This is a genomic window from uncultured Microbacterium sp. (genome assembly GCF_963524805.1).
Classification (GTDB): Bacteria; Actinomycetota; Actinomycetes; order Actinomycetales; family Microbacteriaceae; genus Microbacterium.
Map to the genome: position 1 here is coordinate 108,243 of NZ_CAURGG010000008.1, position 23,657 is coordinate 131,899.

Genomic DNA, 23,657 nt, shown 5'->3' on the forward strand with positions numbered 1-23,657 from the left:
GGTTTCATGACACCGCAGGAGCTCGCGAATCTCGCGCACCTCCGGCGTGCGCGCGATCTGATCGACCGGGACTACGCCCAGCCGCTCGACGTGCCCACCATGGCGGCCAAGGCCCTGATGTCGCCGGCGCACTTCTCCCGGCAGTTCCGCGCCGCATACGGCGAGACGCCCTACAGCTACCTGATGACCCGCCGCATCGAGCGTGCGATGGCGCTCCTGCGCGCGGGGACGACGGTGACGGATGCCTGCATGGCCGTCGGCTGCACCTCGCTGGGCTCCTTCAGCTCGAGGTTCGCGGAGGTCGTCGGCGAAACCGCCTCGGCGTACCGCGCGCGCGAGCACTCGGCGGTCGAGGCCATGCCCTCGTGCGTGGCCAAGGCCCACACCCGACCGGCGCGGGGATCATCGAGCACGATCGGAGAAGTGCGGGCCAGAAGCGCGGCGTAGCGTCGCAGGCATGACGATCGCACTGCAGTTCACCAACGTCACCGTGGCCGACATCGACGAGTCGATCGGCTTCTACCGGGATGCCCTGGGGCTCGAAGTCACCAATGACGTCGCCTCGGGAGGGCACCGCTGGGTCACGCTCGGCACGCCCGCGCAGCCGGGCCTGGGCATCGTGCTGTCCGATCCGCACGCCGGCCGATCGCAGGCTGACGGCGACGCGATGCAGGAGCTGCTGGTCAAGGGCGTGCTGCCGATGCTCGTGTTCAACACGGACGACCTCGACGAGACGTTCGAGCGCGTGCGCGCCTCGGGAGCCGAAGTCCTGCAGGAGCCCATCGATATGGGCTGGGGCCAGCGGGACTGCGCGTTCCGCGACCCGTCGGGCAACATGCTGCGGATCGCCCAGGCGCCCGCCTAGCCCTCAGGCGACCGCGCCGACCAGGGGCAGCAGCTGGTCGGCGGACTCGGGGATGTGCACGCGCGAGACGCGGACGGACGCGGCTTCCGCCAGACCGGCGATGTCCTTGGCTCCGACCAGCTCGGCCGCATGGATCATGATGTGCGCGCACGCCAGCGCGTCTGCCGCGGCATCGTGATGCGCGAAGTCGATGAAACCGGCGGCCGCGGCGACCGAGGGCAGCCGGTAGGAGTCCAGGTCGTAGAGCTTGCGCGCCACCTGCAGGCTGCAGACGTAGCGATAGGGCGGATGAACGTCTCCGGTCGCCTCGCACGCGCGCCGCAGCACCATCATGTCGAAGCCCGCGTTGTGGGCGACGAGCACATCGGCCCCGGCGAACGCGGCCAGGTCGCCGAGCTGCTCACTCCACGTCTTGGCCCCTCTGACGTCCTCGGCGCGCAGCCCGTGGATGCCGGTGTTCAGCTCGAAGAACCGGTCGTGGCCGGGTGGAGGCTGGATCAGCCAACCGGCGGTGGCCACCACGCGACCGTCCCGGACGCGGGCGAGGCCCACCGCGCACGCCGACGCGTTGCTGGAATTCGCCGTCTCGAAGTCGATCGCGGTGAAATCCAGGGACACCCCCTCAGCGTCGCCTCGGCTCTGCCCCCGGCGGCGCAGGCGCGCCGGGCATAGTGTTCTGCACATGGCCAGCAACGAGGACATGTCGCTGTCGTTCGGGTCCGAGGCCCGGACATACGAGTCGGGTCGGCCCGGTTACCCGATCCAGGCGGTGGATTGGATGCTGCAGCCCGTCGTCGGCGGTGAGCGCAGCATCCGGGTCGCCGACGTGGGAGCCGGGACGGGCAAGCTCACCCGGGCCGCGGTCGAACTCGGCGCCGAGGTGGTCGCCGTCGACCCGGACCCGAAGATGCTCGCGGTGCTGCGCGAGCACGTGCACGGGGTTCCCACCTTCGTGGGCTCGGCGGAGCGCCTGCCGCTTCCCGATGCGAGCGTGGATGCCGTCCTGCTCGGACAGGCGTGGCATTGGGTCGACGCGGCCGCGGGCTCGGCGGAGGCCGGTCGTGTGCTCAGGGCCGGGGGAGTGCTCGGGCTGGTGTGGAACATCCGCGACGAGGCGGTGCCCTGGGTGGCGCGGCTCACCGAGATCATGCACGGCAGTCACGCCGAACAGGTGCTCGCCGAGGGCGACCCGCTCGTGGCAGAGCCCTTCGGCGAGCTCGAAGCCGAGCAATGGCGGTGGACGCGACCGATGAACCGGGAGACCCTCCTGGCGATGGCCCGCTCGCGCAGCTACCTCATCACCGCCGCACCCGATGACCGGGCGGCGATCGAGGTGCGCCTGGAGACGCTTTTCGATGAGATCGGAGCGGTCGGGGACCGGGTCGTCGATCTGCCGTACGTCACGCGCGCCTACCGGTCCGTCCGACCGTAGGCCCGAAAGCGGGCACCGCCGCCCCACGTAGACTGGACTCCCGTGGCTCTCACTATCGGAATCGTCGGTCTTCCCAACGTCGGCAAGTCCACCCTCTTCAATGCGCTGACCAAGAACGACGTGCTCGCCGCGAACTACCCGTTCGCCACGATCGAGCCGAACGTCGGCGTCGTGAGCCTTCCTGATCCGCGGCTGGCGAAGCTCGCCGAGGTGTTCCACTCCGAGCGCATCCTCCCCGCGACAGTCTCGTTCGTGGACATCGCCGGCATCGTGAGGGGCGCATCGGAGGGTGAGGGTCTCGGCAACCAGTTCCTCGCCAACATCCGCGAGGCCGATGCGATCGCGCAGGTCGTGCGCGGCTTCACCGACGATGACGTCGTGCACGTCGAAGGCGGAGTGAATCCGAAGAACGACCTCGAGACGATCAACGCGGAGCTCCAGCTCGCCGATCTCCAGACCCTCGAGAAGGCGATTCCGCGCATCGAGAAGGAAGTCAAGACCAAGAGGGCCGATGCGTCAGTGCTCGAGGCAGCCGTCGCGGCGAAGGATGCCTTGGAGCGCGGCATCCTGCTCTCGCACTCCGGATTGGATCTCGCGCCGATCAAGGAGCTGGGACTGCTGACGGCCAAGCCCTACATCTACGTCTTCAACGTCGATGAGGCGATTCTGACGGATGCCGCCGCCAAGGACGCCCTCGAGGCGCTCGTCGCGCCGGCCCACGCCGTCTTCCTCGACGCGAAGATCGAATCCGAGCTGATCGACCTGGATCCCGAGGACGCCGCAGAGCTGCTGGCCTCCACCGGCCAGGACGAGTCCGGGCTCGACCAGCTCGCCCGCATCGGCTTCGAGACCCTCGGCCTGCAGACCTACCTGACGGCCGGGCCGAAGGAGGCGCGCGCGTGGACCATCCCCCAGGGCGCCAAGGCCCCGCAGGCTGCCGGGGTCATCCACACGGACTTCGAGAGGGGCTTCATCAAGGCCGAGGTCATCTCGTTCGACGACCTCGTCGCGGCCGGCTCGGTGCTCGAAGCGCGTCATCGCGGCAAGGCGCGCCTGGAGGGCAAGGAGTACGTCATGCACGACGGCGATGTCGTGGAGTTCCGCTTCAACGTCTGATCGTGCACCGGGCTGCCGCCCGTGCGCACCGCCACCCTTCCGAAAGGATCCTTCGATGACCGTCACCACGATCTTCGAGCCCGCCGGCCGCGCCATCCCGTTCGCGGTCGAGGGCGAGGGCCCGGTCTCGCTTGTGCTGTTCTCCGAGAGCGACCTCGAGACGGACGGGCTGGCTGTCATCTCGCACTACCTCGTCGAGGAAGCCGGCTTCCACGTCGTGCGAATCGGGTCCCCGGCGGACTCCCCGAGCCTGGAGGAGCGCGTCGAGGGCGCGGTGGCGGTGCTGTCGGAGATCGGTCTGGAGCACACCTGGGTCGGCGGTCATGGCGCCGGCGGTGCGGTCGCCCGGAGCTTCGCCGAATCCCACACCGAGCGCACGAACGGCCTGCTCCTGCTCGGAGTCGACGATGACGAACGCGCGCTGCCCCCGCTGATGCCGGTGCTGATCATCCAGGGCAGCGAGGACGAGCTGACCCCGCGCTCGAACGGCGAGAGGCTCCAGGCCACGGCACCCGAACGCGCCAGCGTGAAGAATCTCGACGGCGCCGGCCACCACTTCCCCCGGACGCATCCCATCCAGACGGCCTTCATCATCGAGGAGTACCTGGACTGGGATTGAGCGAGGCGGATGACGTAGCCTCGGGTCGGTGTCGACACGTCTGCTCCTCATCTCCGACACCCACATCCCCGGGCGTGCCCGCGCGCTGCCCGCGGCGGTTCGCACCGCCGCCGATGCCGCGGACCTGATCGTCCACGCGGGGGACTGGGTGGCGGCATCCGTCCTGGACGATTTGGAGCAGCATGGCGACGTGCTCGGCGTGTACGGCAACAACGACGGCCCCGACCTGCGGGCGCGCCTTCCGGAGGTCGCCCGACGGGAGATCGAGGGGGTCCGGTTCGCCGTGGTACACGAGACCGGTGACGCGCAGCGCCGCCACGCGCGGGCGGATGCCGCCTACTCCGACGCGGACGTCGTGGTGTTCGGTCACAGTCACATCCCCTGGGACACCGTCACGCCCGGCGGGCTCCGACTGCTCAACCCGGGCTCGCCGACGGATCGCCGACGCCAGCCTCGCTGCACGATGATGACGGCGGTCGTCAGCGACGCAGCACTCATCGACGTCGAGCTGCACCAGATCTGAGCGGTCGATGACGTCTCGAACCGCGAGGGGTACCGTGGAATCATGACGAGCGAGGCATTCGACGGTGCGATGGAGGTGCTCGAGAGCCAGCCGGATCGGCTGGAAGGGTACTACGAGGCGTTCCTGTCGGTCTTTCCCGTGGGCGGCGCCGCGGTCTCGACGGTCGGCGAGGTCCTCGGCAGCGAAACCCTCGCAGCCTCCGACGCTCTCGCTGCCCGGCTGGATGAATTGCAGTTCGACCTGGGCGAGGGCCCCTGTTGGGACGCGATGCGGGCGGCCCAGCCGGTGCTCGTGCCGGAGATCCGCTCCGGCGCCTCGGCGCGGTGGCCTGCGTTCGCCGAGTCGGCAGTGAGAGACGGGGTCGCGTCATTGTTCGCCTTTCCGCTGGGTGTCGGCCCCGTCCGCTTCGGCGCCGTCGACCTCTACTCGGTTCATCCCGTGCACCTCAGTGGCGCGCAGGCGCGCCAGGCCGGCGCGCTCGCCCAGGTCGTGAGCCGACACGTTCTCCGGCGGGCGCTGAACGCCATCGGGGCGGAGGAGGGCGAGGCGGTCACCGCCTTCTCGCGTCGGATCGTGCATCAGGCCTCGGGCGTGGTGCTTGCGCAGCTCGACCTCTCGGCCGACGACGCACGACTCGTGATCCAGGGGCAGGCCTTCGCCACCAGCAGGCCCATGATGGAGGTGGCGCAGGACATCATCGACGGCAGATTGCGCTTCGTCCGCGACGGGAGCCGGATCGAGGTCGCCGAATGAACGAGGCCATGCAGCGGCGCCTGCTCGAGACCTTCGTCACGCTCGCCGACACACTGGTCGCCGACTACGACGTCGTCGACCTGCTGCAGCTGCTCGTGGACACCTGTCGGGATGTGCTGGACACCACGGCCGCGGGAATCCTCCTCGCCGACGAGAACGGGGAACTCGAGGTGATCGCCTCGACGAGCGAGGCGAGCCGGCTGGTCGAGGTGATGCAGCTGAGCGCAGAGGAAGGTCCCTGCATCGAGAGCTTCCGCTCCGGGCGACGCGTGTCGGTGCCCGATATCGCCGACTCCAAACAGGAGTGGTGGCAATTCCGCGGCAGTGCGCTGCGACAGGGGTTCCACTCCATGGACGCGCTGCCTCTGCGGCTGCGCGACACGACGATCGGCACACTGAATCTGATGCGCGAGAGCCCCGGCGCCGCTCCCGAGGAGAGCGTCGCGGCCGCACAGGCTTTCGCGGACGTCGCGACGATCGGCATCCTGCACGAGCGCACGGTCCGCGAGAGCACCGTCCTCACGGAGCAGCTTCAGTCCGCGCTGAACAGCCGCATCGTGATCGAGCAGGCCAAGGGGGTCGTCTCTCACACGCGCGGGGTGAGCATCGACGAGGCGTTCACGCTCATCCGCGGATACGCCCGCAGTCACAGCACGGGCCTGAGTCTCGTTGCCGCCCGCATCGTGAACCGGACGCTGCACCTCTGACCCTTCGGGGGTGCCCTGGTGCACCGTGAGCCGACCTCGTAGACTCGAAAGAGTCATCCCAGGCCCCGGTGGCGTGTTCAACGTCTGACCGGGAGGTCTGCATGAAGACCATCGTGACCACGATCGGGTCCTTCGCCACCGGAACCGAGATCGCCGACGCCGTCACCGACTACGCTCTCGCACTCGCCCGCTGCCACGCGGTCGATGTCGTCGACCTGCCCTTCATCGCCACCGACGGCACTCGTCGGCGCATCCAGTTGAGGATCGGCTGGCTCACCGACACCGCGGCGGTCTCGGGTCCCCACTTCGACGACGAGCCGACGGAGATCGAGACCGTCCTGACGATGCAGCACAAGGCTGTCCAGCTCGGTGCTCGACGCCACTCCGCCGTGCTCGTGCCGGCGTACGTGCCTCCTCTGGGAGCTCGGGAACCCGACTGGGACGAACTGATCTGATCCTCGCTCGAGCCTGCTGCGGGCGGGGTCGGACGCGGTCTGCGCAGCCCGGCGACTCCGACACCGGTCGGGGGTTCATGCCAGCATGGGGGCATGCCCGAGTCACCCGAGGTGCAGGAGCTCGCCTCGTTCCTCACCGCCCACACGACCGGTCGAACGGTGGGTTCCTTCGATGTCCTGCTGCCGAAGGCGCTGAAGACGTCGCAGCCATCGCCCGGCGATCTCGTCGGCCGCCGCATCGCCCGCGTCTCGCGGGTGGGAAAGATGATCGATGTGGCGACGCTCGACGCTGCGGGCGCACCGCTGCACGTGATCGTCCACTTCGGCCACGACGGATGGGTCCTGTGGCACGATCTCGTGCCCGAGGATCTGAAGCGAGCCGGCGACGCGACCCTTATGGCGCGGGTTCGGCTCGATGACGGGTCAGGTCTCGACCTCACGGATGCCGGGCAGTGGAAGATGCTGACGATCCACCTCGTCGCGGATCCCTCCGACGTCCCCGCTGTCGCCAAGCTCGGCCTCGACCCGATGTCGGAGGAATTCGACGCCGACCGGTTCCGTGCGATCGTGGGGAACCGCAAGAAGCAGATCAAGGCCCTGCTGCAGGATCAGACCGCGTTGGCGGGCATCGGCAACGCATACTCGGACGAGATCCTGCACGCCGCGCGGATCTCACCTCTCACGCACGCCGCCCGCCTCTCTCCCCGCGAGGTCGCTGGGCTGGCGGATGCGACGCGTGCGGTGCTGATGGAGGCGACAGCGGCTCGAGTCGGGGTCGCGCCCTCCGAGTTGCGGGCGGCCAAGCACGCCGCACTTCACGTGCACCGCAAGACCGGAGCGGCCTGCCCGGTCTGCGGCGATGAGATCCGCGAGTTCACGTCGTCCGGCGCCGCCGCGCAGTACTGTCCGACGTGCCAGACCGGCGGAACAGTACTCGCCTGACCCACTGACGCGACGTCGGCACGGGCGCGGCTACGATGGATCCATGACCACGTCGCAGCAGCCTTCCCCCCTGACCCTTCTCCCCGTCGGCGAGGACAAGAATCTGCTCACGGTGACCGAGTCCGGTGCCTCGTGCTGCGGCGGTTCCGCCTGCGGCACCGGCAACTGAGGTTCGCGGTCGCCCCACTGGGGCGACTGAGAACACCGCGTCGTTCTGCCGCAGTGGCGGAGGAGGTGTGCGATGAGTGACGAGAAGCTGCTGGGTACGACGCCCAAGGTGACCCGCATCCTCATGTCCGAAGAGGCCATTTATGGACTGATCCTCGTCTCAGGCATGATCGTCGTCAGCTACAACCTCACGGGCACTTCTCTGAGTGCCCTGGTGACGGTGGTCGTAACGGTGCTGGTCTTCTTCTGCGCACACGTCTACGCGGGAACCCTCGCGCGCCTCGCGGCGACCGACGGCAAGGCCGGACTGCCCGAGAGCATCCGCGGCGCCGTACACCATTCACTCGGGATGCTGCTGATCTCGCTCGCTCCGGTGGCGGTGCTGCTGCTCGGCGTTACCCGCGTCGTGGATGATGACCGCGCGGTGTGGTTCGCCCTGTTCATCGACTCACTGGCCCTCGGAATCCTCGGCTGGTTGGCCGTTGCCAAGTGGACCAGGCACTTCTGGCTGCGCCTGGCCAGCGCCCTGCTGACTGCCGCTTTCGGAGGCGTGCTGATCTTCCTGAAGGCCTTCATCCACCACTGAGATCCTGCGCGCCGTGTCGGTCCGTCGCTCACTTCACGACCCGACGAACGCGGTCAGTGGGCGGCGGGAACGGGCCCCTGCTGGTCGGCCGGCTTGCGGATCAGGAAAGCGCCGATGATCAGGGGCAGCGACACGATCGCGGCGATGGTGAACGCGGCCTGAGCGCCCTGCGCCCCGGCCGCCGCCTCGCCCGCGCCGCCCTCGATCGCGCCAGCGGTGACCGATGCCATGATCGTGATCATGAGCGCGATGCCCGCCGCACCGGCGACCTGCTGAACGGTGCCCAGGACCGCCGACCCGTAGGAGTAGAAGCGCGGCTGCAGCGAGCCCAGGGACGCCGTGAACAGTGGTGTGAACGACAGGGCCAGGCCGATCGACAGCACCGTCTGCGAGACCGCGATGACCCAGATCGGCGTGAACTCGTCGAAGGTCGTGTAGAACCACAGGATGCCGCTCGCGATGATCGAGCCGGGGATCAGCAGCACTCGCGTGCCCCACCGATCGTAGATGCGGCCGATGACAGGACCCGCCAGGCCCATCGCCAGGGCTCCCGGCAAGACGACCAGGCCCGTGGTGAGGGCCGAGACCTGCAGGACGCTCTGCATGTACAGCGGCACGACGGTGATCGCGCCGAAGAATGCGAGCGAGAGCAGCCCCATCTGTGCGATCGCGAGCGAGAAGTTGAGCGAGCGGAACACCCGCAGGTCCAGCAGAGCGCGGTCGGTCTTCTGCAGGATCAGCTGACGCCAGATGAACAGGCCGAGCGCGATCACGCCCACGCCGAACGAGACCGACAGGGTGATGGCCGACAGGGCATCCGCGGCTGCGGCATCCGCTCCGCTGTCGCCGTGCGCAGCACCGCCGCCCAGCTGACTCAGCCCGAAGACGATGCCGCCGAACCCGAGGGCGGACAGGATGATCGAAGGGACGTCGATCGGCGCCGCGGTCGGCTCGCCGAGGTTGTGGATCCAGCGGATGCCGACCCCGAGTGCGACCAGCGCGATGGGCAGGACGATGCCGAAGATCCAGCGCCAGCCCACGGAGTCCAGCAGAAGACCCGACATCGTGGGCCCGATCGCCGGCGCGAGCGACATCACGATGCTCACGCGGCCCATGATCCGGCCGCGGGAATGCGCGGGAACCAGGGTCATCAGCGTCGTCATGAGCAGGGGCATCATGATCGCGGTGCCCGAAGCCTGCACGACGCGCGCGACCAGGAGCATCGGGAAGCCGGGGGAGAGGAAGGCGATCAGCGTGCCGAGCGAGAAGAGCCCCATCGCGGCGATGAACACCTGCCGAGTCGTGAAGCGCTGCAGCAGGAAGCCGGAGATCGGGATGACCACGGCCATCGTGAGCATGAAGGCCGTCGTGAGCCACTGCGCGGCCACGGCGGTGATGCCGAGGTCGTCGATGAGGTGCGGAATCGCCACACCCATCGTCGTCTCGTTGAGGATCGCGACGAAGGCCGCGCCCAGAAGCAGCCAGATGATCCGGCTGTCGGCGCGGCTCAGTACGGCGTTCGCAGCGGCGGGAACACGGATGCTGTCGGTTCCCGGGGCGGTGTCGGTGGTGGCCATGGGCGTCTCCTGGAGGTCGGCGTGCACGACAGCCATCCCGTAGGCGGGTCACACGAAAAGTACAAGCCCCCAACATAACGGCCCCGTCGGACACGGCATTCCCGGTTCGCGTGAAAACATGCGGTATGGCTGTCAGTTCCGTCCGCGCCGGCGTGCTCACTCGTTCGATCGTCGCCGTCCTGGTCGGCGTGGTGGCGGCGATCGTGGTGATGCCCTTCCTCGGGATCGCGGCCGGACTGCTCGCCGGGTGGTCCGGATTCGCGGGGACGAGCGTCGCCTGGCTGGCGATCCTGATCTGGCCGATGGATGCCGCACGCACCCGTGCGCACGCGAGGGAGGAGGACCCGGGGCGATCGGCTGCGCGCCTCGTGGCGCTGATCGGCAGCGTGGCGAGCCTGGCCGCCGTCGCGGTTGCCCTCGTACAGACCCAGAACACCTCCGAGCTGGAGTCGTATCTGCTCGCGGCGATCGCGGTGGTGAGCGTCGGAGCGTCGTGGGCGCTCATCCAGGCCGACTACATGCTGCGCGTCGCCCACCTCTACTACGGCGACCCGGTCGGGGGCATCGATTTCAACCAGGCGGAGGATCCCTCGTACACCGACTTCGCCTACTTCTCCCTCGGCATCGGCATGGGCTATCAGGTGGGGGACAGCGCGGTCCGCACGAACGAGATCCGGCGCCTCGTGATCGCCCAGTCGCTGCTGGCGTACCTGTTCGGTGCCGTCATCATCGGCACCGTGGTCAACCTGGTGATCGATCTCGGCTGATCCCGCGTCTCGCCGCGAGATTCCGCCGAGAGCGTGCACCAACCCCCGAGTCGGCGCACGACCGTAGGCTTACGGGCGTGAGCATGGGCGGCAGGGGCGGTGGCGGAGGGGGATTCCGCCCGGTCGACATCGACGCCCAGAAGAAGCTGAACGCCGAGGCTCCGCGCATCCCGCATCTCGGCCGACGGGTGATCGCCCTCTTCCACCCCTACCGGTTCCGGATCCTCGTCACGGGCATCCTGGTGATCGCGGGCGCGGCCATCGCGGTCGTGCCTGCCCTCATCGTCCAGCAGATCTTCGACCAGGCGCTGTTCCCGATTGACGGCGGTCCGCCTGATCTCGCGCTTCTGCTCCGGCTCGTGCTGATCATGGTCGGCCTGTTCGTGCTTTCGGCCGCACTCGGCGTGCTCCAGACGTGGTTCACCTCGACCGTCGGCAACCGGGTCACCGGCGACCTGCGCGTGAAGCTCTTCGAGCACCTGCAGGCCATGGAGCTCGGCTTCTTCACCCGGACCAAGACCGGTGTGATCCAGTCACGGCTGCAGAACGACGTGGGCGGGGTCTCGGGGGTGCTCACCAACACCGTCACCAGCATCCTGGGCAACGTCGTCACCGTGATCGCCTCGCTCGTCGCGATGATCATCATCGACTGGCGCCTGACGCTCATCGCCGTCGTGCTCATGCCGTTCCTGGTGATCGTGCAGCGACGGGTCGGGCAGGTGCGCGCGCGGATCGCCGGCGAGACCCAGGAGTCGCTCTCGGAGCTGACCTCCATCACGCAGGAGACGCTCAGTGTGTCCGGCATCCTGCTGTCGAAGTCCTTCAACCGGCAGCGCACGGAGTCCGCCCGCTACGGGGCCGAGAACGTGAACCAGGTCCGTCTCCAGGTGCGGCGGGCGATGAGCGGCCAGGGCTTCTTCGCGGTCGTCCAGGTGTTGATGGCGAGCGTCCCCGCCGTGATCTACCTGGTCTCGGGCTACCTCATCACCGGAGGAACCGACGTCATCACCGCCGGCACGATCGTCGCGTTCACCACGGTGCAGGCGCGCCTGCTCATGCCCCTGATGGGTCTGATGCGGGTGGCGCTGGACGTGCAGACCTCCGCGGCCCTGTTCGCTCGCATCTTCGAGTACCTCGACCTCGTGCCGGCCATCAGCGATGCCCCGGACGCGACCACGGTGGCAGAGGCACCGGGACCGATCGGGCGGATCGAATTCCGCGATGTCGTCTTCCGGTACCCGGATGCCGCGGCCGATGGCCGCCCGACCCTGCAGGGGATCTCGTTCACGGCCGATCCCGGTCAGCACGTGGCGTTCGTCGGGCCGTCCGGTGCGGGCAAGACGACGGTGCTGTACCTGACTCCGCGCATGTACGAGGCCTCCGGCGGCGCAGTCCTGTTCGCCGGCGAGGACGTCCGCCGCCTCACGCAGGAATCGATCATCGATCACGTCGGCATCGTCTCGCAGGAGACCTACCTTTTCCACGCCACGATCCGCGAGAACCTGCTGTACGCCAAGCCGGATGCCACTCAGGAAGAGCTGGAAGAGGCCTGCCGCGCGGCCAACATCCACCACATCATCACGGGCTTCGAATCCGGCTACGACACCATCGTGGGCGAGCGCGGCTACCGGCTCTCGGGCGGAGAGAAGCAGCGCATCGCGATCGCGCGGGTGCTGCTGAAGGATCCGCCGGTGCTGCTGCTGGACGAGGCGACCTCTGCGCTGGACACCGTGTCGGAGCGCGTCGTGCAGGAGGCGCTGGATGCCGCGGCCCGCGGCCGCACGACCCTCTCGATCGCGCACCGCCTCTCCACGGTGATCGGAGCCGATGTGATCCACGTGGTCGACGGCGGGCGCATCGTCGAGTCCGGCACGCATGCGACTCTGCTCGCGGAGAACGGACTGTACGCAGACCTCGCCGCGCAGCAGCTCGCGGCATCGCGCATCCTCGAGGTGGAGGCCACCGAGCCGGCCGTCGGGCGCCCCGCGCGCCGCGCGGATCGGGCGCCGGATGAGCCGGTGCCTGTTCCCGTGGACGATCCGGTGGCGGTCCTCACCGGCTCCGTCGAGCTCCCGCGCATGTGACATGCGTCATTCGGTCGCCTGAGCGCACTGCTCAGCGGCCGTTCGCCGCACGTCGACGAGAGATCGCGGACCGCAGATCGCTGAACAGGTCTTCGGGCCTCTCCAGGTCCGCCTGGGTGACGGGGAGGTAGATCCACCCGAGTGCCTCGAGCCGCCGCCGCCGAGCGAGGTCGGCACGCCATTGGATCTTTTCGCGGTGGTGGTCGCCCTCGTACTCGATGGCTATCTTCAGGTCGGGGTAGGACAGGTCTACGCGCGCGATGAATCGCCCGTGCTCGTCGCGCACGACACCGTTGGCGACGGGTCGCATGAAGCCGCCCTCGATGAGCAGGACGCGAAGCTCGGATTCCTTCGGGGATTCCGAACCTTCGTCGAGCAGATCGAGGGCCCGACGCAGGTTGGCTCTTCCGCGCCGTCCGGGGTATGCGCTGATCGCGTCGGCGAGCGCGCCCCGACCGACGATGCCGTGATGCAGCAGGTAGTCGCCGACCGCGACCAGCTGAGCGACGTCGAGCATCGCAGCGAGGTCGCAGAACGTCCGCTCGGGCGTGGTGCACGGGATGCCGAGCTGGAACTGGCAGTCCGCGGGCGTGAGCACGACATGGTGGCCCACTGTCGCTCTGCCGACGGGCGCCCGCTTTCCTGCCGGCACGCTGACGTGGAGGACCTGGGCGCGAGCGAGCAGGAGGGGCAGGGGCAGGGCGTGGAGGCGCGCGGCCGTGATGTGACTGATGACCGCGTCATCGCGGAGGGGCTTGAGCCGCGCACGGCAGGCGGCGACCAGGCTGATCTCGCCCGCCGGCACGCGGACACCGTGGAAGGGTGAGCGGAGGTCGCCGGCGCGAGTGCGGCCTCGGCTGACACCCGCCGCCGCGGCCTCGGCGGTGGTGAACGGCTCGCCGGCCAGGTGGCTCGGCAGCGGGGCGGGTTGACGCGACATGGGCCAGAGCCTCGTCCCGCAGGGCAGCCGCCGGGCGCCGTGGATGCCCCATTGTGCAGGATCAGGTCCGTTCCGCAGCTGGGGAGGAGTCGTCCCCGCAAGTGAAGTGCGCCGATCGGTCGTAAAACGGCCGCCGACACCGACCGTTCGCCGCACCTCGGCCGAAGCCCGCGCTCACCACAGCCGCGCGGCCGCGACGGCGGCGGCGGATGCCTCGTCCACCTCGGTGCGTGCGGTACCGGCGCGAGACCAGATGTCCCGGGTGAAGGCGCCGAGGGCGCGACGGTAGGCGTCGTCGGGATGCCGATGGGCGATGTCGGTGAGACGGGGGATGTCCATGCGCAGCATCTGACCGATGCGCGCCTGCGCCGCGAGCGGATGGCCGGTCGATTCCAGGACGTGCAGCCCGGCATCCATCGCGGCGATGCAGTCCTCCAGGACGTTCAGCTGCGCCTCGCGCTGCGTGATCGAGGAGCCGTCCGCTCTCACACGCCAGTGCGCCACGACGTCGGGAATCGTGTCGAAATGGCGCGCCCGCGCGTACATCTGCTGCGCGACGACCTGATCCTCGTAGAGGCGTCCTTCCGGAAAGCGCAGTCCGGTGCGCACCCAGAAGTCCGTGCGGCTGACCTTGGACCAGGCGACGATGTTCCCGGAGGCGTCGGGGTGCTCATCGATCGTCGTGCGACGACGCTCCGGGGAGGTCGAGGCCGCGACCCAGGGCTGCACCTCGCCCGCGCGATAGCCGCCCGCCTCGTCGGGGCGCAGGCGCACATAGGCGCCGAGCGCGAAGTCGCTGCCGGTCTGATCGAGCGTGCCGACGAGGCGCTCCAGAGCGGGGGGAGTCAGCACGTCGTCGGCGTCGAGGAAGCCGACGAAGGGCGTGGACACCAGGTCCAAGCCGATGTTGCGGGCGGCGCCCAGCCCCACCTGCCGGTCGTTGCGCACGAGCCGGAACCGCGGGTCTGCGTCCGCCGTGCGCGCGAAGACGCGCGCGGTGTCGTCGCTCGAGTGGTCGTCGATCAGGACGGCGGTCCAGTCCGACATGCTCTGCCGGCGGAGCGATTCCAGCGCCTCGGCGGCGTAGGGAGCGACGTTGTAGCCCGGCACGATGACGGTGACCGCGGCGGGGGTGCTCATCCGCCCGATTGTACGGCGACGACGGATGCCGCGACCGCCTGGGCCACCGCATCCAACGGCTCGCGCAACGTGCGGGGGAGCGTGAAGCGCACCGCCGTCTGCGCGAGGTCCGGTGCTATCCCCATCGCCAGGAGAACGTGCGAGGGCTCGTCGCTGCCGGCCGCACAGGCGGATCCGCTCGAGGAGACGACCCCACGACGCTCGAGTTCGAGCAGCACCGCCTCGCCGCTCGTGCCGGCGAACGTGAAGCTGGCGGTGCCCGGCAGACGGTGGACCGGGTCGCCGGTCAGGAGCGCGCTCGGCACGTCGTGCAGCACCTGTGCGATGAACCGGTCGCGCAGCGCCGCGACGCGAGCCGAGGACTCCGCGCGCTCGGCCTCGGCCAGTTCCAGCGCGGTCGCGAAGCCGACCGCGCCGGCGACGTCCTCGGTGCCGCTGCGCTTTCCGCGCTCCTGACCGCCGCCGTGCAGAAGCGGTTCAAGGGGGATCCGGCCACGCACGGCGAGCACGCCGGTTCCCTTCGGGGCGCCGAGCTTGTGTCCGGCGAGCGAGACCGCGTCCACGCCGAGGGCGCCGGCATCCAAGGGCAGCCAGCCCGCCGCCTGCACGGCATCGATGTGCACGGGGACGCCGCGCTCGCGGGCGAGGGCGCTGATGGCGGCGACCTCCTGCACGGTGCCGACCTCGTTGTTCGCGTAGCCCAACGTGACCAGGGCGGTGTCCTGCCGCAGCGCGGCGGCGATGTCGGATGCGGCCACCCGGCCGAGACCGTCCACATCGATGTGTGCGATCTCGAACCCGTGCAGGCGCTGCAGATAGGCGGCGGACTCCAGGATCGACTCGTGCTCGATCGGCGTCGTCACGAGGTGAGCCGCGCCGCGCGCCGCGCGCGCCGCGATCGAGATGCCCTTGATCGCGAGGTTGTTGGCCTCGGTGCCGCCCGAGGTGAAGATGATGTCGCCCGCCCGCATGCCCAGCACGCGGGCGACGCGGGTTCGCGCGTCCGCCAGCGCGCCCGCTGCCGCTTCGCCGACGGTGTGGTGGCTGGAGGCGTTGCCGAACCAGCGCGTCAGGTACGGCATCATCGCCTCGAGCACCTCGGGGCGCACCGGCGTGGTCGCCGCGTTGTCGAGGTAGAGCATGCTCACGGCGACCGCCTCACGAGATGCGCACGTCCAGGCCCAGATCCAGCGCGCGGGCGGAATGGGTCAGAGCGCCCACGGAGATGACGTCGACCCCGGTCTCGGCGATCGCGCGGACGGTCTCCAGCGAGACTCCGCCCGAGGCCTCGACGATCGCTCGGCCGCCGACCTGCTCCACTCCACGCCGCAGGTCGGCGAGGGAGAAGTTGTCGAGCATGATCGTGCCGATCCCCGCCGCGAGGACGGCGTCGATCTGATCGAGCCGGTCGACCTCGACCTCGACGTGCGTCGTGTGCGAAAGCCGGGCGATGGCGCCCTGCAGCGCCGCGGTGACCGAGACGCCTCGCTCGGACAGCACGGCCAGGTGGTTGTCTTTGGCCATCACCGCGTCCGAGAGCGAGTACCGGTGATTGTGCCCTCCGCCGTCGACGACGGCATGCCGCTCGAAAGCCCGCAGCCCGGGGGTGGTCTTGCGGGTGTCGGCGATGCGGGCGCCCGTGTGCTCCACCTCGGCGACGTAGCGCGCGGTGAGCGTGGCGATCCCGGCCATGCGCTGCACGAAGTTCAAGCCGATGCGTTCAGCCGTCAGCACCCCGCGGGCGGGACCGGAGACGACCGCGAGCACCGCGCCGGCGTCGAAGGCCTCGCCGTCGCGCACCCTCAGCTCCACCCTGATCTCCGGCTCGGTCAGCCGGAAGGCCGCCGCGAACACCTCGCCGCCGCTGAACACGCCGGGCTCGCGCGCGATGAGGTCGGCGCGGGCGGTGGAGCTCTCGGGGATGAGCATTTCGCTCGTGATGTCGCCCCACGGGGCGTCCTCCTCGAGCGCTGCGGCGACGGCACGGTCGATCACGGTTCTGGTCAGCATCAGGCGACCCTGCTGGTGGCCGGGACTGCCGCACCTGCGCCCTCGTGAGCGTGCTCCCGCTCGCTGCCTGCGGGTGCATCCGAGCGATAGTGGGCGCCGACGGACTCCCCGCGCTGCCGGGCGGCGGCGACGAGCTGCTCACCGACCAGCAGCAGATTCTCGTCCTCGAACTCTGCCTCGGTGACGGGCGCGCGCTGCGCACGTCGCCAGGCGGCGATGAGGGCTGCCGCGTGCTCCAGCCCGGCGGCATCCCGCACCAGCCCGGCATCCAGCCAGAGGAGATCCTGCAGCGCCGTCCGCGAGAAGGGCGGCACATCCGCCGGCGCGGCCGGAGGCGAGACGGGCTCCACCGGGAGCGCGGCCGCGCGCGTGCGGGCGTAGGGCCAGGCTCCGGATGCCGCGTCCCCGGCGATCGCGTCGCCGGCGCGCGCACCGAAGACGGCGCCCTCCAGCAGCGAGTTCGATGCCAGGCGGTTCGCGCCGTGCACGCCCGTGCGCGCGACCTCGCCGACCGCGTACAGGCCGGGAAGGCTGGTGCGGCCGTCGAGGTCGGTCGTGACGCCGCCCATCAGGTAGTGCGCGGCGGGAGTGACCGGGATCGGCTCACGCGCCCAGTCCAGGCCGCGGTCGCGGACCGCGGCATCGATCGTGGGAAAGCGGCGGGCGAGGAACTCGGCGGTTTCCTCTGGCGTCGCGCGCAGGTGCGTCGCATCGAGGAACACCGGGCGGCCTGCCTGCGCCTCCATCTGATGGGCGATCGCCCGGGCAACCACGTCACGCGGCGCCAGCTCGCCGTCCGGATGCGCGTCGAACGCGAACCGGCGGCCGTTCCCGTCGACGAGGGTCGCGCCCTCGCCGCGGACGGCCTCCGAGACGAGGAACGATTCGCCGGCCTCCAGTCCGGCGGCGCCGGCCTTGCCCTCCAAGACGGTGGGATGGAACTGGAAGAACTCCAGGTCGGTCACCTCTGCGCCGGCACGCAGCGCCGCCGCGATCCCGTCGCCGGTGGCCACCGGCGGATTGGTCGTATGGGAGTAGAGCTCGCCGGCCCCGCCGGTGGCCAGCACCACCGCGTCGGCATCCACCCGCTCGCGTGCGCCCGCGACCTGCCGCGACGTCGCGGATGCCGGTACGTCCCCGATCAGGAGATCGACGCCGGTGGCGCGGCCGTCATCGAGCACCAGGTCGATCAGGAACGCGTGCTCGATGACACGGACGTCGCTCGCGCGCAGCCGTGCCACGAGCGCCTTCTCGATCGCCGTCCCGGTCGCGTCGCCTCCGGAGTGGAGGATGCGCGGGTACGAGTGCGCAGCCTCGAGGCCCTTGACGAAATCCCCGTCGGCACCGCGGTCGAAGGCGACGCCGAGCGCGATCAGCTCGCGGATGCGGGTCGGACCCTCGTTCACGAGCACGCGCACCGCCTCGGGGTCGCTCAGTCCGGCGCCCGCGGTCAGCGTGTCCCGGATGTGGTCCTCGGCGCGGTCGTCGTCGAACATGACGCCGGCGATGCCGCCCTGGGCGTACCGGGTGTTGGCGTGCTCGAGCACGTCCTTGGTCACGAGCGTCACACGGCAGCCGCGCTCGACGGCATGCAGCGCCACCGTGAGCCCCGCGATGCCGCTGCCCACCACGACGGCGTGAACAGACGCGGATGCGGTCATGACGCGTTCTCCCATCCCGAGGCGGGTGCTGCCGGGGGCTTGGCGGCCAGCATCCGCTCGAGTGCGAGCCGGGCGGGGTCGGCGACGTCCTGCGGCACCACGATGCGGTTGCGCACCTCGCCCTCGACCAGACCCTCCAGCACCCAGGCAAGGTACCCCGGGTGGATGCGGTACATCGTCGAGCACGGGCACACCACCGGATCGAGGCAGAAGATCGTGTGCTGCGGATTCGCGGCCGCAAGGCGCTGCACCAGGTTCACCTCCGTGCCGATCGCGAACGTCGTAGGCGTCGTGGCCGCCTCGATCGCGCGGCGGATGTAGTCGGTCGATCCGGATTCATCGGCGGCGTCGACCACGGCCATCGGGCACTCCGGATGCACGATCACGCGCACGCCCGGGTGCTCGGAGCGTGCCTTCTCGATCTGGTCGACCGTGAAGCGGCGATGCACCGAGCAGAAACCGTGCCACAGGATCACGCGCGCCTGCTCGAGATCGGAAGCGGATGCGCCGCCCAGCGGCTTGCGCGGATTCCACATCGGCATCTGCTCGAGCGGCACGCCCATCGCCTTCGCGGTGTTGCGCCCCAGGTGCTGGTCGGGGAAGAACAGGACGCGACGGCCGCGCTCGAACGCCCACTCGAGCACCGTCTGGGCGTTCGAGGAGGTGCAGACGATGCCGCCGTGGCGACCCACGAAGCCCTTGATCGCCGCGGAGGAGTTCATATAGGTCACGGGGATCACGGGCACCAGCCCGTCGGCATCCGGCGCGTCCATGTCGCCGTAGACCTCGGCGAGCTGCTCCCAGCACTCCTCGACCTGGTCGATGTCGGCCATGTCGGCCATCGAGCAGCCGGCGGCGAGGTTCGGCAGGATGACCGCCTGAGCGGGGGTCGACAGCAGATCGGCGGTCTCGGCCATGAAGTGCACGCCGCAGAAGACGATCGCCTCGGCTTCGGGGTGCGCCTTCGCGGCGTTGGCGAGCTGGAACGAGTCTCCGACGTAGTCCGCGTGCCGGACGACCTCTTCGCGCTGGTAGAAGTGGCCGAGGATCATCACGCGATCGCCGAGCGTCGCCTTCGCGGCCCGCACGCGCCGGTCCAATTCCTCGGGCGAGGCCTCGCGGTATTCGAGGGGCAGATCGCCCTGCCGGGGCGACCCGACGGGAATCACATCGCCCATCGAGGAGCCCGGTCCGTACCCGGGGCGGTCGTCGAAGTTCCACGGGCCGGCGGCCAGGTCCGTGTTGCAGGTCTCGGCGGTGGAGGCCCCCGAGACGATCGCCTGGATCTCGTGATCGACGGACGGGTCGACGGGAAGCGGCGGCAGAAGAAGGGACATGGCGTGCTCGATTCGATTCTCGAAGAGGTTCAGTGGCGAACGACGAGGGGGCCGCGGTCGGCGAGCTCGACGTCCTGGTTGTAGCGGTAGAGGCGGGCAGGTCGGTGGCTGCCCGTGCGGAAGCGGTCGGTCGGGATGAGAGTGCCGGAGTTCTCGACCTGCCGGCGGAAGTTCGCCGGGTCCAGACGCCGGCCGAGGATCGACTCGTAGACCTCGCGCAGCTCGGCGAGGGTGAACTCGTCGGCGAGCAGGCCGTGCGCGATCCTGCTGTAGCCCACCTTGTTGCGCAGGCGCCACAGGGCGTACTCGACGATCTCGTTGTGATCGAATGCGAGCAGGGGCAGTTCGGCCGCATCGAACCACGAGACGTTCTCGACCTCGTCCTCGACGAGGCCGTGATCGGGGATCTCGTCCGGCCGCACGAGCGCCCAGTAGACGATGGAGACGACCCGGCTGGGGGAGCGGTCGACCGCTCCGAACGCGTAGAGCTGCTCGAGATAGGTCGGCGCGATGCCGGTGGTCTCGCCGAGGGTACGGGATGCCGCGGCGTCGAGGCTCTCGGATGCGTCCAGCCACCCTCCCGGGAGCGCCCACAGCCCCTCGTACGGATCGCGCGTGCGACGCACGAGCGGCAGCACGATGGAGGCTGAGTCGGTGTCGGAATCTCGGCGCAGGGTGAAGATCACGGTCGAGACGGCGACGCGCGTCGATGCGTCGTCCTCGGACGCGACGCCCGGAGTGCGGGGACTCAGGATTGTTCTTGTCATGGTGACCATTACCTCGGTTCGATCTTAGTGTCACACTGACACGAAGTGCAAACCGATCGCGCGTGCCCTGCGTTTCCGAGCGAGCCCACAGCCGGCGGTGCGTACGCTGAACGACCGAAGCAACCGACGAGAGAAGGGACGCGCCGCGTGCTCATCGTCGACGTCGTCCTCATCGCCGTGCTGCTGGTCGCGCTCATCGTCGGCATCCAGCGCGGACTGCTCGCGAGTCTCGGCGTCCTGATCGGCATCGTCCTGGGCGGCGTCGCTGCGTTCTGGCTCGTCCCGATCGTCAACGACCTGTGGCCGTGGCAGAGCACGCGGGTCGTGGCGGTCATCGGCCTGATCCTGGTCCTCCTGGTCGGCGGCGCGGCCGCCCTCGGCGCGATGGGTGCTGCTCTGCGGCGCGGTGTCGACCGCAGCGCGCCCCTGCGAGTGATCGACCGGGTGCTCGGCGGCGTGCTGGCGGTCGCGGCAGCCGCCCTGTCGATCAGCCTGATCGCCCTGAGCGTGATCCCGACCGGCGCGCCTGTCATCTCCTCCGCGCTGGGGTCCTCGCAGGTGGTGCGCACCATCGACTCGCTCACGCCGCGCCCGGTGGCCGAGACCCTCGCCCGGGTCCGATCGGCGGTGATGGACGACGGACTGCCGAGGCTCGGCGAACTGCTCGATCTCGACGTGCAGCCGACGGCTCCTCCCGTGGCGCTGGATGACCCCGAACTGTCCGAGGCTGCCGCATCCGTCGCCCGCGTCTCCGGCGTCGCATACGCGTGCGGCACGAGCGCGACGGGGTCCGGCTTCGTCCTGGCTGCCGACCGCATCGTGACCAACGCGCACGTGGTCGCCGGCGTCACCGCTCCCATCGTCGAACTGCCCGGGCTCCCCGCGCGGGAAGGGCGCATCGTCTACTTCGACCCGATCGACGATCTCGCGGTGATCGCCGTCGATGACCTCGGTGCCGCCCCGATCCCGGTCGTGGCGCCGCTGACACCGGGAACTGCCGCGGTCGTGCAGGGCTATCCGTTCGGAGGTCCGTTCACCACGGTGAACGCCGAGGTGATCTCGTCCGGCTCGGTGCTCGTGCCCGACATCTACGGCGCGTCCAACGCCCTGCGCGACATCTACGCACTGGCGGCCCAGGTGCAGCCCGGCAACTCCGGGGGACCACTTCTGACGGCGGACGGCGACGTCGCGGGGGTCGTGTTCGCCCGCGCCGAGGCGGATGCCGACCGCGGCTACGCGATGACCAGCGCCGAACTCGAGCCGGTGCTCGCCGGCGCGCCGGGTTGGACGCAGGCGGTCTCGAGCGGAGACTGCGCGCGGTGACGCGTCGGCCGGGCGCGGACGCTATGCTGGCATCGCAAGTCAACACAGGCCATCAACCCGGACGGGAGAGCCTCGGCGCAGTACTGCCGGGCACCGAAGGAGCAAGCCTCCCCGCCAATCTCTCAGGTCACGCGTACCGCCCGGGCTCGGCCGCTCTGGAAAGCGATTCTTCGAGAATCCGCCGACGGTGAAAGTCCCGGCATCCGTTCCTGCGATCGGATGCCGCGATGAAACTCTCAGGCCCATGACAGAGGGGGAGTTCACAGGCGCCGTTCGGCGTCTGCCCGCACGAGACCGGGAGAACTCATGACCGACCCCCGCACGGCGCCGCCCGAAAGCGCGCCGCAGCCTCGCTACACGCCCTTGCGCGAGCGCCACGAAGCGCTCGGTGCCTCGTTCACCGACTTCGGCGGGTGGGCGATGCCGGTGCGGTACAGCTCCGACCTGGCGGAGCACCACGCTGTGCGCACGGCGGCGGGCTTGTTCGACATCTCCCACATGGCCGAGTTCTTCGTGAGCGGTACCGGCGCCGCCGAATACCTCGACTACGCCCTCGCCGGACGGCTGTCCACCATGGCACTCGGCAGGGCGAAGTACTCCCTCGTGCTCGATCACACGGGCGGCATCATCGACGATGTGATCGTCTACCGTCTGGGCGACGAGCGGTTCCTCGTGATCGCCAACGCGGGCAACCGGGATCCTGTCGCGGTGGCGCTGGCCGAACGCGCCACGGGCAGGCCGGTCGAGGTCCTGGACGGCACCGACGACTACTCGCTGATCGCGGTGCAGGGGCCGCTCGCTCGGGCCGTTCTGGACGCGACCCCCGGTCTCGGCGAGTTCGATCACCCCCTGGACCAGCTCAAGTACTACGCCGCCGTCGCGGCGTCGTTCCTCTTGCACCCCGTCCTCGTCGCGCGCACCGGGTACACCGGTGAGGACGGCTACGAGCTGCTCGTCCCCAACGCCTCCGCCGGTGCGCTCTGGGATGCGCTCCTCGCCGCCGGCAGGCCGCTCGGCCTCGTGCCGGCCGGACTCGCCGCCCGGGACACGCTGCGGCTCGAGGCCGGCATGCCGCTGTACGGTCACGAACTGTCTCTGGACATCGTGCCGGCCCAGGCGGGGCTCGGCCGTGCGGTGGCCGCCGACAAAGCGGACTTCGTCGGCCGCGCCGGGCTCGCCTCGGTCGTCGCGACAGATGCCTCGGTGCTCGTCGGCCTGGTCTCCGCCGGCAAGCGCGCCGGACGCGCGGGCTACGCCGTGATGGATGCCGACACCCCGGTCGGCGAGGTCACCAGCGGTGCACTGAGCCCGACGCTCGGTCACCCGATCGCGATGGCGTTCGTCGCACCGTCGATGAGCGCCCCCGGAACCGAACTGTGCATCGACGTGCGCGGAACGCGCATTCCCGCGACCGTCACCGCTCTGCCGTTCTACCGCCGCACCACCTGACCCGGCTCGACCCGACCACCTTCGGAGGATGAAGTGACCGACCTCAACGCCCTCAAGTACACCGCCGAGCACGAGTGGATCGCCATCGACGGCGATGTCGCCACCGTCGGCATCACCGACTACGCCGCCGACAAGCTCGGCGACGTCGTCTTCGTCGAGCTGCCCGCCGTGGATTCCGGTGTCTCCGCCGGTCAGGTCGTCGGCGAGATCGAGTCGACCAAGTCCGTGGGCGAGCTGTACGCGCCGCTCACGGGAGATGTCGTCGGCGCGAACGAGGCCGTGGTCGATGACCCGTCGCTGGTCAACAGCGACCCGTTCGGCCAGGGATGGCTGGTGAAGATCCGCATCGACGGATCGGCGCCCGCCGAACTCCTCGATCGCGAGGCGTACGTGGCGCTCACGGGTGGCGACGAGTGAGCGGACGCACGAACGCCTT

26 protein-coding genes and 1 riboswitch are annotated in these 23,657 nt (G+C 69.8%); of the genes, 17 read left to right on the top strand and 9 right to left on the bottom strand.

The genetic code is table 11. The features are described from left to right. Positions 1–6 precede the first annotated feature (6 nt). Positions 7–447: a helix-turn-helix transcriptional regulator gene (locus RWQ91_RS14230; RefSeq protein WP_314507226.1), complete on the top strand. Its 441-nt coding sequence runs from the start codon at positions 7–9 to the stop codon at positions 445–447. Positions 448–457: 10 nt separating this feature from the next. Beyond that, positions 458–865, top strand: coding sequence for a VOC family protein (locus tag RWQ91_RS14235; protein WP_314507228.1), 408 nt, complete (start codon positions 458–460; stop codon positions 863–865). A 3-nt stretch (positions 866–868) separates the two neighbouring features. On the opposite strand, the gene RWQ91_RS14240 is transcribed toward RWQ91_RS14235, so the two are convergent. After that, complete coding sequence (locus RWQ91_RS14240; protein ID WP_314507229.1) at positions 869–1,483, bottom strand: exonuclease domain-containing protein; 615 nt, start codon at positions 1,481–1,483, stop codon at positions 869–871. Between the two features lie 64 nt (positions 1,484–1,547). Between RWQ91_RS14240 and RWQ91_RS14245 the strand changes: the two genes are divergently transcribed. The 10 genes from RWQ91_RS14245 (at position 1,548) to RWQ91_RS14290 (ending at position 8,166) form a co-directional block, all read left to right on the top strand. Continuing rightward, positions 1,548–2,297: a class I SAM-dependent methyltransferase gene (locus tag RWQ91_RS14245; protein WP_314507233.1), complete on the top strand. Its 750-nt coding sequence runs from the start codon at positions 1,548–1,550 to the stop codon at positions 2,295–2,297. A gap of 42 nt (positions 2,298–2,339) precedes the next feature. Next, entirely contained in the window at positions 2,340–3,413 is a 1,074-nt protein-coding gene (gene ychF / locus RWQ91_RS14250) for a redox-regulated ATPase YchF (RefSeq protein WP_314507234.1), read from the top strand. Between the two features lie 55 nt (positions 3,414–3,468). Beyond that, positions 3,469–4,032, top strand: a complete 564-nt coding sequence (locus RWQ91_RS14255) for an alpha/beta hydrolase (RefSeq protein ID WP_314507236.1) — start codon at positions 3,469–3,471, stop codon at positions 4,030–4,032. Between the two features lie 28 nt (positions 4,033–4,060). Beyond that, positions 4,061–4,555 carry a metallophosphoesterase gene (locus RWQ91_RS14260; protein ID WP_314507238.1) on the top strand — a complete coding sequence of 165 codons (495 nt, stop codon included), beginning with the start codon at positions 4,061–4,063 and terminating at the stop codon, positions 4,553–4,555. Positions 4,556–4,597: 42 nt separating this feature from the next. Next, complete coding sequence (locus RWQ91_RS14265) at positions 4,598–5,308, top strand: GAF and ANTAR domain-containing protein (RefSeq protein WP_314507240.1); 711 nt, start codon at positions 4,598–4,600, stop codon at positions 5,306–5,308. Beyond that, the gene (locus tag RWQ91_RS14270) at positions 5,305–6,015 is read left to right on the top strand and encodes a GAF and ANTAR domain-containing protein (protein WP_314507242.1); all 711 of its coding nucleotides are present in this window, start codon (positions 5,305–5,307) and stop codon (positions 6,013–6,015) included. The genes RWQ91_RS14265 and RWQ91_RS14270 overlap by 4 nt, the downstream gene beginning before the upstream one ends. 101 nt (positions 6,016–6,116) lie before the next feature. Next, positions 6,117–6,470 carry a hypothetical protein gene (locus tag RWQ91_RS14275; protein ID WP_314507244.1) on the top strand — a complete coding sequence of 118 codons (354 nt, stop codon included), beginning with the start codon at positions 6,117–6,119 and terminating at the stop codon, positions 6,468–6,470. A 93-nt stretch (positions 6,471–6,563) separates the two neighbouring features. Continuing rightward, positions 6,564–7,412 carry a DNA-formamidopyrimidine glycosylase family protein gene (locus tag RWQ91_RS14280; RefSeq protein ID WP_314507246.1) on the top strand — a complete coding sequence of 283 codons (849 nt, stop codon included), beginning with the start codon at positions 6,564–6,566 and terminating at the stop codon, positions 7,410–7,412. Between the two features lie 43 nt (positions 7,413–7,455). Further along, positions 7,456–7,581, top strand: coding sequence for a hypothetical protein (locus RWQ91_RS14285; protein WP_314507248.1), 126 nt, complete (start codon positions 7,456–7,458; stop codon positions 7,579–7,581). 72 nt (positions 7,582–7,653) lie between these two features. Then, positions 7,654–8,166, top strand: a complete 513-nt coding sequence (locus RWQ91_RS14290) for a hypothetical protein (protein WP_314507250.1) — start codon at positions 7,654–7,656, stop codon at positions 8,164–8,166. A 53-nt stretch (positions 8,167–8,219) separates the two neighbouring features. Here the strand turns inward: RWQ91_RS14290 and RWQ91_RS14295 are convergent, their stop codons facing one another. Further along, entirely contained in the window at positions 8,220–9,743 is a 1,524-nt protein-coding gene (locus RWQ91_RS14295; protein ID WP_314507252.1) for a DHA2 family efflux MFS transporter permease subunit, read from the bottom strand. 125 nt (positions 9,744–9,868) lie between these two features. Between RWQ91_RS14295 and RWQ91_RS14300 the strand changes: the two genes are divergently transcribed. Together RWQ91_RS14300 and RWQ91_RS14305 are read left to right on the top strand one after the other, a co-directional pair. Next, positions 9,869–10,510 (top strand): DUF1345 domain-containing protein, encoded by a 642-nt coding sequence (locus tag RWQ91_RS14300; protein WP_314507255.1) that lies wholly within the window; start codon positions 9,869–9,871, stop codon positions 10,508–10,510. Between the two features lie 83 nt (positions 10,511–10,593). After that, positions 10,594–12,594 (top strand): ABC transporter ATP-binding protein, encoded by a 2,001-nt coding sequence (locus tag RWQ91_RS14305; RefSeq protein WP_314507386.1) that lies wholly within the window; start codon positions 10,594–10,596, stop codon positions 12,592–12,594. A 31-nt stretch (positions 12,595–12,625) separates the two neighbouring features. Here RWQ91_RS14305 and RWQ91_RS14310 read toward each other — a convergent pair whose 3' ends face one another. The 7 genes from RWQ91_RS14310 to RWQ91_RS14340 all read right to left on the bottom strand — a co-directional run bounded on the left by RWQ91_RS14310 (position 12,626) and on the right by RWQ91_RS14340 (position 20,449). Further along, positions 12,626–13,534 carry a hypothetical protein gene (locus tag RWQ91_RS14310; protein ID WP_314507257.1) on the bottom strand — a complete coding sequence of 303 codons (909 nt, stop codon included), beginning with the start codon at positions 13,532–13,534 and terminating at the stop codon, positions 12,626–12,628. A gap of 174 nt (positions 13,535–13,708) precedes the next feature. After that, complete coding sequence (locus RWQ91_RS14315; RefSeq protein WP_314507260.1) at positions 13,709–14,674, bottom strand: glycosyltransferase family 2 protein; 966 nt, start codon at positions 14,672–14,674, stop codon at positions 13,709–13,711. Then, positions 14,671–15,816: a cysteine desulfurase family protein gene (locus tag RWQ91_RS14320; protein ID WP_314507388.1), complete on the bottom strand. Its 1,146-nt coding sequence runs from the start codon at positions 15,814–15,816 to the stop codon at positions 14,671–14,673. Before RWQ91_RS14320 ends, RWQ91_RS14315 begins: the two co-directional genes overlap by 4 nt. A gap of 16 nt (positions 15,817–15,832) precedes the next feature. Continuing rightward, on the bottom strand, positions 15,833–16,684 hold the full coding sequence (nadC, locus tag RWQ91_RS14325; protein WP_314507263.1) for a carboxylating nicotinate-nucleotide diphosphorylase: 852 nt from the start codon (positions 16,682–16,684) through the stop codon (positions 15,833–15,835). Next, entirely contained in the window at positions 16,684–18,345 is a 1,662-nt protein-coding gene (nadB, locus tag RWQ91_RS14330; RefSeq protein ID WP_314507264.1) for an L-aspartate oxidase, read from the bottom strand. The genes nadC and nadB overlap by 1 nt, the downstream gene beginning before the upstream one ends. Beyond that, positions 18,342–19,682: a quinolinate synthase NadA gene (gene nadA / locus RWQ91_RS14335; RefSeq protein WP_314507267.1), complete on the bottom strand. Its 1,341-nt coding sequence runs from the start codon at positions 19,680–19,682 to the stop codon at positions 18,342–18,344. The genes nadB and nadA overlap by 4 nt, the downstream gene beginning before the upstream one ends. Positions 19,683–19,711: 29 nt before the next feature. Then, complete coding sequence (locus RWQ91_RS14340; RefSeq protein WP_314507270.1) at positions 19,712–20,449, bottom strand: NrtR DNA-binding winged helix domain-containing protein; 738 nt, start codon at positions 20,447–20,449, stop codon at positions 19,712–19,714. Between the two features lie 147 nt (positions 20,450–20,596). Here RWQ91_RS14340 and RWQ91_RS14345 point away from each other — a divergent pair, with 147 nt between their 5' ends. From RWQ91_RS14345 to gcvH, 3 genes are all read left to right on the top strand, one after another. Next, entirely contained in the window at positions 20,597–21,772 is a 1,176-nt protein-coding gene (locus tag RWQ91_RS14345) for a MarP family serine protease (RefSeq protein ID WP_314507273.1), read from the top strand. Between the two features lie 52 nt (positions 21,773–21,824). Next, positions 21,825–21,921: riboswitch (glycine riboswitch) on the top strand. A gap of 157 nt (positions 21,922–22,078) precedes the next feature. Then, entirely contained in the window at positions 22,079–23,221 is a 1,143-nt protein-coding gene (gene gcvT / locus RWQ91_RS14350; protein WP_314507276.1) for a glycine cleavage system aminomethyltransferase GcvT, read from the top strand. Positions 23,222–23,254: 33 nt separating this feature from the next. Beyond that, positions 23,255–23,638 (top strand): glycine cleavage system protein GcvH, encoded by a 384-nt coding sequence (gene gcvH / locus RWQ91_RS14355; protein ID WP_314507278.1) that lies wholly within the window; start codon positions 23,255–23,257, stop codon positions 23,636–23,638. The last annotated feature ends 19 nt before the right edge of the window (positions 23,639–23,657 follow it).